This is a genomic window from Metabacillus sp. 22489 (genome assembly GCF_052044855.1).
In the GTDB taxonomy this organism is placed as follows: Bacteria; Bacillota; Bacilli; order Bacillales; family Bacillaceae; genus Metabacillus; species Metabacillus niabensis.
Genome location: NZ_JBQENT010000006.1, coordinates 1 through 14,210, shown reverse-complemented (window position 1 = coordinate 14,210; position 14,210 = coordinate 1). Strand labels below are relative to the sequence as shown.

The 14,210-nt window shown below is 34.1% G+C and carries 13 protein-coding genes; 11 read left to right on the top strand and 2 right to left on the bottom strand.

The window, feature by feature from the left end:
* Positions 1–137: 137 nt before the first annotated feature.
* From opp3b to spxA, 6 genes are all read left to right on the top strand, one after another.
* Entirely contained in the window at positions 138–1,067 is a 930-nt protein-coding gene (gene opp3b, locus ACTJJ9_RS05120) for an oligopeptide ABC transporter permease (protein ID WP_095300791.1), read from the top strand.
* On the top strand, positions 1,067–2,089 hold the full coding sequence (gene opp3C, locus ACTJJ9_RS05115) for an oligopeptide ABC transporter permease (RefSeq protein ID WP_095300790.1): 1,023 nt from the start codon (positions 1,067–1,069) through the stop codon (positions 2,087–2,089). The genes opp3b and opp3C overlap by 1 nt, the downstream gene beginning before the upstream one ends.
* Before the next feature lie 19 nt (positions 2,090–2,108).
* On the top strand, positions 2,109–3,149 hold the full coding sequence (locus tag ACTJJ9_RS05110; RefSeq protein WP_095300789.1) for an ABC transporter ATP-binding protein: 1,041 nt from the start codon (positions 2,109–2,111) through the stop codon (positions 3,147–3,149).
* 2 nt (positions 3,150–3,151) lie between these two features.
* Positions 3,152–4,090 carry an ATP-binding cassette domain-containing protein gene (locus ACTJJ9_RS05105; RefSeq protein ID WP_145584820.1) on the top strand — a complete coding sequence of 313 codons (939 nt, stop codon included), beginning with the start codon at positions 3,152–3,154 and terminating at the stop codon, positions 4,088–4,090.
* A 223-nt stretch (positions 4,091–4,313) separates the two neighbouring features.
* A complete protein-coding gene (locus ACTJJ9_RS05100; protein WP_095300787.1) occupies positions 4,314–4,892 on the top strand; it encodes a GNAT family N-acetyltransferase in 579 nt (192 codons plus the stop codon).
* 262 nt (positions 4,893–5,154) lie between these two features.
* Entirely contained in the window at positions 5,155–5,550 is a 396-nt protein-coding gene (gene spxA, locus ACTJJ9_RS05095; RefSeq protein ID WP_095300786.1) for a transcriptional regulator SpxA, read from the top strand.
* Positions 5,551–5,862: 312 nt separating this feature from the next.
* Here spxA and ACTJJ9_RS05090 read toward each other — a convergent pair whose 3' ends face one another.
* Complete coding sequence (locus ACTJJ9_RS05090; RefSeq protein ID WP_095300785.1) at positions 5,863–6,543, bottom strand: TerC family protein; 681 nt, start codon at positions 6,541–6,543, stop codon at positions 5,863–5,865.
* 500 nt (positions 6,544–7,043) lie between these two features.
* Between ACTJJ9_RS05090 and mecA the strand changes: the two genes are divergently transcribed.
* The 5 genes from mecA to pepF all read left to right on the top strand — a co-directional run bounded on the left by mecA (position 7,044) and on the right by pepF (position 13,196).
* A complete protein-coding gene (gene mecA, locus ACTJJ9_RS05085; protein WP_095300784.1) occupies positions 7,044–7,712 on the top strand; it encodes an adaptor protein MecA in 669 nt (222 codons plus the stop codon).
* A gap of 254 nt (positions 7,713–7,966) precedes the next feature.
* Positions 7,967–9,478 carry a cardiolipin synthase gene (cls, locus tag ACTJJ9_RS05080; RefSeq protein WP_145584822.1) on the top strand — a complete coding sequence of 504 codons (1,512 nt, stop codon included), beginning with the start codon at positions 7,967–7,969 and terminating at the stop codon, positions 9,476–9,478.
* A 361-nt stretch (positions 9,479–9,839) separates the two neighbouring features.
* Positions 9,840–11,000, top strand: a complete 1,161-nt coding sequence (locus ACTJJ9_RS05075) for a competence protein CoiA family protein (RefSeq protein ID WP_186324320.1) — start codon at positions 9,840–9,842, stop codon at positions 10,998–11,000.
* A 61-nt stretch (positions 11,001–11,061) separates the two neighbouring features.
* Positions 11,062–11,229, top strand: a complete 168-nt coding sequence (locus ACTJJ9_RS05070; RefSeq protein ID WP_170944362.1) for a hypothetical protein — start codon at positions 11,062–11,064, stop codon at positions 11,227–11,229.
* A gap of 143 nt (positions 11,230–11,372) precedes the next feature.
* Positions 11,373–13,196 (top strand): oligoendopeptidase F, encoded by a 1,824-nt coding sequence (pepF, locus tag ACTJJ9_RS05065; protein WP_095300803.1) that lies wholly within the window; start codon positions 11,373–11,375, stop codon positions 13,194–13,196.
* A gap of 73 nt (positions 13,197–13,269) precedes the next feature.
* Here pepF and ACTJJ9_RS05060 read toward each other — a convergent pair whose 3' ends face one another.
* Positions 13,270–13,434 (bottom strand): hypothetical protein, encoded by a 165-nt coding sequence (locus ACTJJ9_RS05060; protein ID WP_095300802.1) that lies wholly within the window; start codon positions 13,432–13,434, stop codon positions 13,270–13,272.
* Positions 13,435–14,210: the final 776 nt, after the last annotated feature.

Below are 14,210 nucleotides of genomic sequence, written 5' to 3'. Positions count from 1 at the left end.
CTTTTAAGTCATTTAGATTCTAATTGACAATTATTTAGAAAGAGAGAGTATATTGACTGTCAATATACTCTCTTTTCCCTTGTTGGAAAAATGTCGAATATTGTTGAAAATTCAAAAAATAATAGGAGGTGCTCCTTATGGTGAAATATTTAGCTCAACGAATAATTTACATGATCATAACTCTATTTTTAATCGCCACATTGACCTTTTTCCTCATGAAAATTATCCCGGGTACTCCATTTTCGAATGCAAGTAAACTTACGGAAGCACAGCTATCGATCATGATCGATAAATACGGGCTGGGAGAACCTATTCCAGTTCAATATATGAATTATATGTTGAATTTACTGAAAGGTGATTTAGGCGTTTCTTTCCAATTTGATAATACAGGTGTTACGGAAATTATCAAAAATAGTATTGGTCCTTCTGCGATTTTAGGATTCCAAGCCATTTTATTTGGAACACTATTTGGAATTATTTTGGGGGTTATCGGTGCGTTAAGACAAAATACTTGGGTTGATTATAGTTCAACATTTATTGCTGTTCTTGGTAAATCAATTCCTTCATTTGTTTTTGCGGGATTATTACAATACTACTTAGCTGTTAAACTAGGTTGGTTTCCGGTTGCCTTTTGGCGAGGTCCTGAATATACAGTGTTGCCGACAATCGCACTTGCGATGTTCCCGCTAGCAACAGCTTCACGTTTTGTGCGAACAGAAATGGTGGAAGTACTAGAGTCGGATTATATTACATTAGCAAAAGCAAAGGGAGCTAGCTGGTTTGATATTGCATTTAAGCATGCGCTTCGAAACGCATTAATTCCAGTTATAACAGTATTAGGTCCATTAGCGGTTAGCTTAATGACAGGTTCATTAGTTGTAGAAAGAATTTTTGGTATCCCAGGTATCGGGGAGCAATTTGTTAAATCGATTCAAGTAAATGATTATCCTGTTATTATGGGAACAACGATTTTATTTGCTGTTTTATTTGTTGTTGTTATTCTTATCGTTGATATTTTATATGGAATTATAGATCCGCGGATTCGCATAGCGGGAGGGAAAAAATAATGACACAAGAAAAAATAGATAAGAAAAAATTCCTACCCGCTGAAATTTCTACTGGTCAAAGTGAGAAAATTTCAAAACCAAGCCTAAATTATTGGCAAGATGCATGGTTAAGGGTAAGAAAAAATAAAGGTGCGCTTGTAAGTTTGATTGTCCTTATTGTACTAACGATTATGGCGTTAGTTGGTCCACATTTAAATGGACATGATTATAAAGAGCAAAATATAAAGCATAATAATTTACCGCCAAGAATTCCAGTGTTAGAAAATGTTAGCTGGTTGCCTTTTGACGGGGAATTAGAAAATAAAAGTGGAGAAGTATACGACGCCTATGAACGAAAGAATGTTGATGAGTACTATTGGTTTGGTACTGACAGCTTAGGTCGTGATATATTTACACGCGTTTGGAAAGGAACACAAGTTTCCTTATATATTGCCCTATTAGCTGCATTAATTGATATGGTCATTGGTGTATTATACGGAGCAATTTCAGGATTTGTCGGTGGAAGAACAGATAATATTATGCAACGGATAACAGAAATATTAGTAGGTATTCCAAACTTAGTTATCGTTATTTTAATGATATTAGTTCTTGATCCGGGGATTTGGTCCATTACGCTTGCGTTAACGATTACAGGATGGGTCGGAATGGCCAGGGTTGTACGTGCACAAGTATTGAAGCTTAAGCAACAGGAATATATATTAGCAGCACGAACATTAGGACTTTCTAATACAGGAATTATCGGAAAGCATTTAATTCCAAACCTTGCAGGGGTAATTATTATTAATACGATGTTTACGATTCCGAATGCAATCTTTTTCGAAGCATTCTTAAGCTTCATCGGTTTAGGGCTTCAAGCACCACATGCTTCCTTAGGTACATTAATTGATGATGGCTTTAAAGTTTTACAGCTCTACCCATATCAAATGATTATTCCTGGAATTATCATTAGTTTGATTATGATTTGTTTTAATATGATTGCAGATGGATTGCGTGATGCACTTGATCCGAAAATGCGTGACTAGAAGAGGTAGGTGAAAAATAATGGAAAAAATTCTTGAAGTGAAAGACTTGAACATCTCCTTTCATACGTTTGCAGGTGAAGTTCAAGCTATCCGTGGAGTAAATTTTGATTTATATAAAGGTGAAACACTTGCTATAGTTGGGGAATCAGGATCAGGGAAATCTGTTACATCTAAAGCGATTATGCATTTATTGCCACCATCGAACTCGGAAATTAAAAAAGGTGAGATTCTTTTTGAAGGAAAAGATATAGCAAAGCTATCTGATAAACAGATGCAAAAAATTCGTGGGAAAGACATTTCAATGATTTTCCAAGATCCAATGACTTCTTTAAATCCAACAATGAAAATTGGTAAGCAAATTATTGAACCAATTATTAAGCACCAAAATTTAAGTAAGTCTGCTGCTAAAGAACGTGCTATTGATATTTTGAAGTTAGTAGGTATTCCAAACCCTGAAATTCGCTTTAACCAATATCCACACCAATTCTCAGGTGGAATGAGACAAAGGGTTGTTATTGCTATTGCTCTTGCGTGTAATCCGAAGGTGCTAATTGCTGACGAGCCAACAACTGCATTGGATGTTACGATTCAAGCGCAAATTTTAGAATTGATGAAAGAATTGCAGAAAAAAATTGAAACATCAATTATTTTTATTACTCATGATCTCGGTGTTGTTGCTAATGTTGCAGATCGTGTAGCAGTTATGTACGGTGGAAAAATAGTAGAAATTGGTACTGTTGATGAGGTGTTTTACAATCCACAACATCCGTATACTTGGGGATTAATTAGTTCAATGCCAAGTTTAGATACAGAGGAAGAAGAATTATATGCGATTCCTGGTACGCCACCAAACTTACTTAATCCACCAAAAGGTGACGCATTTGCACCTAGAAATCAGTATGCAATGCAAATTGACCTTGAGGAGCAACCACCAATGTTTAAAGTGTCTGAGACACATTATGCGGCAACTTGGTTATTGCATCCCGATGCACCAAAGGTAGAACCACCTGAGGCAGTAAAGAGACGTCAACGTAAATTCCCTGAAAAAGGAGGGAACTAATTATGGCAGAGAGAGAAAAATTAGTTGAAGTAAAAAATTTAAAGCAATACTTTAATGTAGGAAAACCAAATGAAGTTCGTGCAGTTGACAATATCTCATTTGATATTTATAAGGGTGAAACATTAGGTTTAGTTGGTGAATCTGGTTGTGGTAAATCGACAACAGGACGTACAATTATCAGACTGTATAATGCTACAGATGGTGAAGTTCTCTTTAATGGTGAAAACGTCCACGGTAAAAAGACAAATGCGCAATTAAGGCAATTTAATCGTAAAATGCAAATGATTTTCCAGGATCCTCAGGCTTCATTGAATCCTAGAATGAAGGTATCGGATATTATTGCTGAAGGCATTGATATCCATGGACTAGCGAAATCAAAAGAAGAACGAATGAATCGTGTCTATGAGCTTCTTGAAACTGTTGGGTTAAATAGAGAGCATGCAAACCGTTATCCACATGAATTTAGTGGTGGACAACGTCAACGGATCGGAATTGCTCGTGCGCTTGCAGTTCAGCCTGAATTTATCATTGCGGATGAACCAATTTCTGCACTAGACGTTTCGATTCAAGCACAAGTTGTAAACTTAATGAAAAAGCTCCAAAAAGAAAAAGGCTTAACGTATTTATTTATTGCACATGACCTTTCAATGGTTAAATATATTAGTGACCGAATCGGTGTTATGTACTTTGGTAAGCTTGTAGAACTTGCAGATGCCGATGAATTATACAATAACCCAATTCATCCGTATACACAATCACTATTATCAGCTATTCCTTTACCAGATCCTGATTATGAGCGTACACGTGTCAGAAAGGTTTACGATCCGAGCAAACATAATTATAAAAAGGATGAAGAAGTTTCATTCCGTGAAGTGAAAAAAGGTCATTTTGTCATGTGCTCACAAAGTGAATTTGAGCAATATCAGAAACAATATTCATAATATAAATGAAAAATGATTCTAGAAAGTACATCTCCACAACGATAAAGATATGGAGAATCAGTACTTTTTAGAATCTTTTTTTTGTTTTTTTGTATTCGAGTCAAAGTAGAAATTAAATCATAAAGAATATGTAACAACAATCATAACAAATACACAAATTGTTTATCCTAAAAGAATAATGAGTAAAGGGGACTGTCCCCAAACAATTTAAAGGAGAAGAACGATGAATTGGTATGAAAAGCTAAATCAGTATTTTCCGATTGAAGAAATGAAGTCTAAGGAGCATATGGAGATTTTACTTAAAGAAAGATCTGATATTTATCATAAGGATGAAGGGAAAAACCATGTCCTTATGTATGCTGAGCTTGAGAATTTTATTTTTATTGATTATCTTTTTGTATCAAAAGACGCCCGTGGTGAAGGGCTAGGACATAAGTTGATTGAGAAGCTAAAGAAAAAGGGAAAACCAATTATTCTTGAAGTGGAGCCGGTGAATTACGAGGATACGGATTCGGAGAAACGACTGAGATTTTATAAAAGGGAAGGGTTTAAGCATGCACAGTCTATCGGATATGAACGACGCTCCTTAGCTACAAATGAAAAGAATAAAATGGAAATTCTTTATTGGGCTCCTAATGAAGCATCAGAAGAAAATGTGTACGAGGCGATGGTGAAAACATATAATCTCATTCACACATATAAGGACAAGGAACTCTACGGAGAAGCTTATGAAGATGTCGAAGAGGTTCTTACGTTGGATGACAATCCAGAAAATAACTCAAACATTTTCGATAAGATATAAGTAATTGAGAATGGGAAAATAAAATTTTGGTAAGGGAAATGCTGTGAAGTGACCTTGTATAATAGAAAAATAAAAAAAATAAACATGATAAAATACAGTTATTTTAACGTTTGTAATCGTATTGTCACAGTTTTTACGTATATTGCTATATGCATACTTACTTTTTTATAGTATAATAAAAACATAAATTCTTATTTAAAGTAATTTCAATTACAGCAATATACGATTTAACTCATTCTATAGGTAGAGGAGTGAAGGATGAATGGTCACATTATATACATCACCAAGCTGTACTTCATGTAGAAAAGCAAAAGCATGGTTAGAAGAACATAATATATCTTATGTTGAACGAAATATTTTTTCTGAGCCTTTGACTATTCAAGAAATAAAAGAAATTTTAAGAATGACAGAGGATGGTACAGACGAAATTATTTCAACAAGATCAAAGACTTTTCAAAAATTAAATATAAATCTTGAAACAATGCCTTTACAGGATTTATACCAATTAATTCAGGACAATCCTGGATTGCTTCGTCGCCCGATAATCATTGACGAAAAACGACTTCAGGTTGGTTACAATGAAGATGAAATTCGTCGTTTCCTTCCACGTCGCGTTCGTACTTATCAGCTAAGAGAAGCGCAACGTTTAGTGAACTAGAAATTTTTTATAAGGCAAATGAGAGAGAATGACCATTTTACATTTTGGTTATTCTTTATCATTTGCCTATTTTTATTTTTTAGTTCTTACTAATAAAAAAGGATCTAACAATAAATTGATTGATACTTTAATTATAGTTTTGTGACTTGTGCTGTTGATTTGAATTAATATGTAGACTTCTGTGGGACATAGCGAGGAAAGTAAGGCACATGCAGGGGAGAACAGAGGGAGGCATGATGTCCGCTTAGCTGAAATCGTAAACGGACATCAACTATTTTTTGTTAAATAAACTACTAATAAAAAATTTAGCTTTTATTTCTTTCGTGCTGGATTGATACTGACCATTAGTTGGAAAATAACCCCTGCTAACAAAATAAATGAGGTTGTTAATAAAGGTAAGCTTTGTGCTATTATCGGATGGGACTGATAAATAGTTTGCAGCTGGTTATCATGAGCAATCATCTTACCGGCAGTGAAGGCAAGTAAGCCTCCGCCAACATAGATTAGTAACGGATATTTTGTTAATAAATAGAGTATGATTTTACTTCCCCAAATAATGATTGGAATTGAGATAAATAAACCAATGACGACAAGTAATTTATGCCCCTGTGCTGCTCCTGCTATTGCAATAACATTGTCAAATCCCATTAACAGGTCTGCTAACACAATTGTTTGAATCGCTTTCCATAATGAACCATGACTTTTTATTTGATTTGTTTCTTCGTTTTTCCCTGTAAGTAAGTGAAACGCAATATATAATAGAAAAATTCCGCCAATTAATTGTAGAAAAGGTATATCTAATAAGGAGACCGCTATCATCGTAATGCAAATACGGACTATAATCGCTAATAAGGTGCCTAGTATAATTGCTTTGTTACGCTGAATAACGGGTAGATTGCGACAAGCCATAGCAATAACTACTGCATTATCTGCTCCTAGGACTAAATCAATGCCAATAATGATAAATAGTGATAGAAGAAATTCCTGTTCCATATAATAAACCCTCTTTCAGCTTAGTAACTGCTCGTACAATTATATGAAAACATTTATAAAATATGATTTAGATCACGCTAACGATGGTGAAATTTTGTCCTATATTTTCGTGGGAATTTTTAAGAACACGCTGTATAAAGGGATAAAGCAAAGCGAATGGTACAGAATAACTTTTACTATTTCGTCTATTGTAGAGAAGCATGTCTCTTCACTTTTCTTAATGGATAGGTTAAATAACTGTTTTTAAGATTTCAGAGTTTTTTTATTTCCTTTATGCACTTTTTATCATAAAATAGGAGTACAAGATTCAATCATCACTTTTGAAGGTTTTATTAGGTATTTGGAGAATTTTGCTGACTTTAGCAGATACCTACTAACACTTTCTCTTTGCCCAAGTGGTTAAATTTTCTGCAAATTGGGTAAAGTGTAGGAAGTACAACTACCTCATATGGAGGGAGTTGTCCCTTCAACATCTTATATAGAAGGGAAGGTTAAGAGTAATGGAAATCGAACGTATTAATGAAAATACTGTAAAGTTTTACATTTCGTATCTCGATATTGAAGAGCGCGGCTTTGACAGAGATGAAATATGGTATAACCGCGATCGAAGTGAGGAGCTTTTCTGGGAAATGATGGATGAAGTCCATGAGGAAGAGGAATTTATGGTTGAAGGCCCACTCTGGATTCAAGTCCAAGCACTTGATAAAGGTTTGGAAGTAATTGTAACAAAAGCACAATTATCGAAAGATGGACAAAAGTTAGAGCTTCCAATATCAGATGAAAAACTAAAAGAGCTTCCAATCGATGAAAATGTAGAATCGTTATTAGGAAATTTTAATAAACAAGATGATGCAATTGATGAGCTTGTTGAAGAGATTGAACATGAGCTTCAATTTGTGATCAAATTTAATGATATAGAAAATGTTATATCCTTGGCGAAATGCTCAGTGTTGCCGGGGATGACAAATCATTTATTCTCACTTGACCAATCCTATTATCTATTTATTGAATTTAATGATGAGGTGGACGATGATGAGATTGAGAATACTTTAAGCATCATATTAGAGTATGGACAAGAATCTCGTGTTACAATTCACCGACTTGAGGAATATGGGAAGGTCATTGCGAAAGATAATGCATTAAAGGTAATTAATAAGCATTTTGCATAATAAAATATAGATAATGGAACAATTGCAATATATAAATATCCATTATTCATTTTGATTAAACCTGATTTAAAATTTTAAATCAGGTTTTTTTATTAATGGTTGTGACAAGATAATTTAAGATGGAGAATCAATGTATACAAAGCAAAATATAATAATGGAAAATAAAAAGTTTTGTCATATCATTCCGTAGGCTAAGTGCGTTTAGTTTCATCTAAGTAAGGGAAAAAGTAAAAGAAAGTAAGTAAGGTGAAACGATGAAAAATATATTCCGGCTGCTGTTATTTATTGCTTTATCTGCATCATTTGTCCTATTAACAAAAAATCTTTGGGGAGATTTTGTTGTTGGCATCGTTAGTATTGTTTTTACATTATCAATAATCTTTATATGTATCGTTATTTTTTTAGAAAATCGTCACCCTTCACATACAATTACTTGGTTAGTTGTCCTTGGTGGTTTTCCGTTAGTCGGTTTCTTTTTTTATTTATTTTTTGGACGGAACATTAAAAAAAGACGACTTTTTGCTAAAAAAGCATTAACCGATGAAAAGGCATTTTTAGAAATAGAAGGAAATCATTCTTCCTATCAAGATAAAATGGCACATATGGGAGAGCATCAGCAATTATTGTTTAAGCTTGCTCATCGATTAGGGCATAGCCCAGTCTCCTTTGGAACGAAGACAAAGGCATTAACAAATGGTGATGAAACCTTTGCCCACATATTTCATGAAATTAAACAGGCTAAGCATCATATTCACCTGGAATATTATATCGTGAGACATGATGAAGTAGGACAGACGTTAAAAAATTTACTCATAGAAAAAGCGAAGGAAGGTGTGGAAATTCGCTTTTTATATGATGCAGTTGGCTGCTGGAAGCTATCGAAAAAGTACTTAAAGGAAATGAAGGCTGCAGGAATTGAAGTAGTTCCGTTTTTACCAGTGAAATTTCCATTGCTTAATAATAAAATAAACTTTCGTAATCATCGAAAAATAATTATTATAGACGGCTCAATCGGTTTTGTAGGAGGATTAAATATTGGTGATGAATATTTAGGAAGAAATATGAATTTTGGCTTTTGGCGTGATACACATTTGTTGATAAAGGGAGAGGCAGTTAGGACGCTTCAAATGATTTTTTTGCAGGATTGGTATTACATGACAGATAAAAAGCTATTATCACAAACCTATTTAACGTCCTCAAAAGATAAGCCAGAGCAAACTGGAGGAGTCCAGCTTATTGCAGGGGGACCTGATAATAAATGGGATGTTATCAAAAATCTCTTCTTTTCAATGATTATTTCAGCTAAACAGTCGATATGGATTGCATCACCTTATTTTATACCTGATGAGGACATACTGACAGCATTAAAGGTTGCTGCATTAAGCGGACTTGATGTTAGATTGCTTATTCCAAAGCATCCAGACAAGAAAATTGTTTACTATGCATCACGCTCATATTTCCCTGAATTATTAGATGCAGGAGTTAAGGTATATGAATATGAAAAAGGCTTCCTTCATTGCAAAATAATAATTGTCGATTATGAATTAGCATCGATTGGTACTGCCAATATGGATATGAGAAGCTTTCATTTGAACTTTGAAGTTAACGCTTTTCTTTATCGAACTGGAAGTACACAAACGCTTGTTAATGAATATTTAATTGATATTGACAATTCAAAAGCAATAGTTAAAGAGGAATTTTCTAGAAGGCCATTTTACAAAAAACTTTTTGAATCTACGGCAAGATTGCTATCTCCCTTATTATAAGGGAGTTTTTTTTATCAATTTACTTGAAAAATTCACTTTCACCAATTTGCAATCTACTTTCAAATTTGGATAATGAACGTATTGTATTTTGCAAAGAAAGAATACATAGTATTGCAATTGCAACTACACAATGTTGCAACTTGACATGGAGCCTCTGCGGGCATGAGTCTCAAGCCAAGAAGCCAGCAAGATCAAGGGCTGGCTTTGCCACGAAAGGCTATCATGCCCACCACTCCATGTAAAGTAGCAACGACAAATCAGCTTGCAATACTCTGCACTTTTATTTTGCAATACACACGTATATAGAAAGGAAGTGAAGCTCTTGTTTGTCGCTCAAAACGAAAAAGGAGTTTTAATAAATGTGGCAGAAAGGAAATGGACAAAGGATCGGCTAAGGAGCTTAAGAGATCATTCTGACTTTTTCTGTCCAGTATGTAATAGTGAAGTAGAGCTAAGAATCGGAAATATTGTATCAGCTCATTTCGCTCATAAGAAAATTTCAGGATGTACAGAACAGCATGAAGCGGAAAGTAGTTACCATTTACAGGGGAAGCTCGATTTATACGACTGGCTCAAGCATAACAAAGCGGTTAGGAATGTAAAACTAGAGCCATACCTACCTAAAATCAAACAACGTCCAGATTTATTAGCTGAAACGGAGAATGAAATCGTAGCAATTGAATTTCAATGCTCAACGACAGATTCAAAAATTCTCGTAAAAAGAACCGAAAATTATCAAAGCTTACAAATGAAGCCTCTATGGTTATTGGGAGCAAAAAGGTTAACTCGTGTTGGGATGACTTCATTTTCTATTACGCCGTTTCAATGGCACCTAACAAACTTTACTGATCACGGTGAGCCTCCGCAATTATATTGCTATTGTAGCCAAACGAAGGCATTTATTGTCCTAGATTCAATTATCCCCTTTTCACCCCGGTTAATTTTTGCCACACATCAGAAGATTCCAATTAATTCGATTACCTTTAAGGAATTAATAAATATAAAAATAAACAGGAGAACATTGTATGACAATTGGTTTGCCCATGTGAAAAGATTCCGTTTACAATTAAAAAGCTTTCAATCGAAAGAATCATCTCTCCTAAATATAACACTATATAAAGAAAAACAAACCCCAATCACCTTTTTGCCTTCACATGCTTTTCTCCCGCTTAAAACCGCCTATTTAATTGAAACAGCTAGCTATATTTGGCAAGGATGGCTTTTGCTTTTTCTAGATAAATATTCAATCGGGAAGGAAATACTGTTTCAGGATATTTACTATTTTTTTAAGAATAGAGTCAAGGAAAAAGCAATTAAAATAAGAAGTCTATACCAGACAAACATTCATTACAGTTATGTCATAAGAGAGTACTTAAACAAGCTTTGCTTATTATCTATCTTAAAAATGAGCTCGGAAAGAAAATATATGAAAATTTCACATATAAGGTGGGAAACCAATCTAGAACAAATCATTCATCATGATACACAGTTAATGGAACAGGTTAACAAAATTTTCCGCTAATTGAATAGCAACACTTTTTTTGAACACATTAAAAGAGAGATATTCAATTAGAGGTGATCATATGTTTAATAAGAAGCAAAAGAAAAATAATCCTTTTCTTTTTACAGCATCATTAATAGGTACAGGTTTAGCAGCTTACTATTTGACAAAAGAAGCATTGCAGGGAGAAGATAGAGGTACATCATACTCACCCAACCAATTTCACAACGAACGTGAAAATGACAATTAATTTGCATTGGCGGAATAAAAAGCAGGAGGTTGAGTATGAAATATAGAAGAAATCTAGTAGTCATTTTTACAACATTTACATTCATTAGTTCAGTCATAACCAGCTCCGCAAATGCCATTACTAATTCTGAAGGGGGAATCACAATGTCAGAACAAACTGCAGTTAAGAAGCTTCCAGCTAGAAGTGAAATTAAAAAAGAGGATACTTGGAGATTAGAGGATATTTTTGAAACGGATCAAGCTTGGGAACAAGAATTTGCAGAGATAAAAGCTGCATTACCAAAGCTTGCAGAATTCAAAGGTAAACTTGGAAATAGTGCTGAAGATTTATATGAGGCACTTACTTATCAAGATAAGGTTATGGAAAGACTTGGGAAACTTTATACATACGCACATATGAGATATGACCAAGATACAACAAACTCTACTTATCAAGCATTAAATGACAGGGCTAGAAACTTATATACACAAGCTGCTAGCTTAAGTTCATATATTGTCCCAGAGCTTTTAGCTGTTGATGAAGCGAAAATTAAACAATTTATAAATGAGAAAAAAGAATTAAAGCTTTATGAGCATGCACTAGATGAAATAAACCGTCAACGTCCACATGTTTTATCAGCTGAGCAAGAGGAGCTTCTTGCGCAAGCATCAGAAGTATTAGGTTCATCAAGTAATACTTTTGGTATGTTGAACAATGCGGATTTAACTTTCCCAACAATTAAGGATGAGAACGGTGAAGAGGTTGAAATTACGCATGGCCGCTATATCCGCTTCTTAGAAAGTGAAGATCGTCGAGTAAGAGAAGATGCATTTAAAGCAGTTTACAAAACTTATGGTGATTTTAAAAATACATTTGCTAGTACGTTAAGTGGAACTGTTAAGAAGGATAATTTTAGCGCAAAAGTCCGCAACTATGATTCTGCGCGACAAGCAGCATTAAGCAGCGATAATATACCTGAATCAGTTTATGAAAATTTGATTAGCACAGTACATGACCATTTAGATTTATTACAACGATATGTAAAGCTAAGAAAAGATGTGCTTGGGCTATCTGAAGTTCATATGTATGATTTATACACTCCGCTAGTAAAAGATGTAAAGATGGAAGTTACGTATGATGAAGCAAAGGAATATATTTTAAAGGGTCTTGCACCTTTAGGTGAGGAATACTTATCGATTTTAAAAGAAGGCTTTGAAAATCGCTGGGTCGACGTTCATGAGAATAAGGGGAAACGAAGTGGTGCCTATTCCTCAGGTGCTTATGGAACAAATCCATATATCCTTATGAACTGGCAGGATAATGTGAATAATTTATTTACATTAGCACACGAATTTGGACATTCTGTTCATAGCTATTATACGAGGAAAAATCAACCATATCCGTATGGTAATTATTCAATTTTTGTTGCTGAGGTTGCGTCTACATGTAATGAGGCATTGCTAAATCATTACTTATTAGAAACAATTGAGGATAAGCGTCAGCGTCTTTACTTATTAAATCATTTCTTAGAAGGATTTAGAGGTACAGTATTCCGTCAAACGATGTTCGCAGAATTTGAACATATTATTCATCAGAAGGCACAAGAGGGTGAGCCTTTAACACCTGAGCTTTTAACAAAAATCTATTATGATTTGAATAAACAGTATTTTGGCAATGACATTGTTATCGACGAGGAAATTGGCTTAGAGTGGGCAAGAATTCCTCATTTCTACTACAACTATTATGTTTACCAATATGCAACAGGCTATAGTGCAGCAACCGCATTAAGCAATCAAATTCTTGAGGAAGGGCAGCCAGCTGTTGAGCGTTACATTGACTTCTTAAAAGCAGGAAGCTCAGATTATCCAATTGAAGTTCTTAAAAAAGCTGGTGTTGATATGACATCATCATCTCCAATTGAAGAGGCATGTAAAGTGTTTGAAGAAAAATTAACTGAAATGGAAAAGCTATTAGCTGAATTAAAATAATAAGCTCATATTGATCAGTGGAGGCAAGTTAAGCCGCCACTGATTTTTTATGGAGGTTGTTTATGGGAACAAATTAAAATCCCTTAAATGTTTTGCGATGATTAATAAGATATAAAGTGATGAATAGTGAAATAAATAATAATGGAGAAGTAATGAAGATGGGAACTATCTCCATTAATGCTAAAATGTTCAGGAAAAACAAGATAACTGTGATCACTCCTACGATAATTATCCACATCAATGTATTAATTCCTCCCTTTCTTCTTTAAAATACGGGTGATTCTTACTGGAATACAGATACGTGAAAAGGTATTAAAATATTTCTCCACATGTTGATGTTAGTATTCTATATGAAAGTGGATGTCCATTTATCACGATTTTCCCTTATTAAATCTGGGCACTTTTATAAGGATGTGTTTTGGAAAGTATAGGTGATGTTTTAAGAGGGCTTGCTATAAGAGTAAATACATAGAGAAGCTCCAAAAGATACGTAGTTATAGTTAAGACATTTATCGGAAATCTGCCAAGATATTTATCTTGAAAAATAAAAACAAAAGATAGATGAAAATACCTTTGTTTTGAAAAATGAGTTTTTACAAATATATGTAAGAGTTATTATGTAAGGAAATTAAAATTTTTTGTGAAATTTTTGTGAAATACGGCGCTCGCCCTTGTCAAATTACGACAAGATTTGATATTATAAAGATGTGAAATTAATCACAAAACAAACATTTACCCCTTTGTTTGACCGTGAAAAATTTCTCCCATCCCCTTTGTTGTCGTTAAGACATAAAGAAGAAGACTCTATACATTCGTGTATAGAGTCTTCTTTATTTTATTAGAATTCTATGATTATCGTTATTTTATCTACAATAAAAAGACTGGAACTTTTAGCGAGGCCACTGAAAAACTTACGTTTTTTAATTTTATTTCAAGATCGTAAACGAAAAAGGCGACTATCCGTTCATTTTTTGGACGGATAGTCGCCTTTCTTTATAGACTTTTTCACTTTAT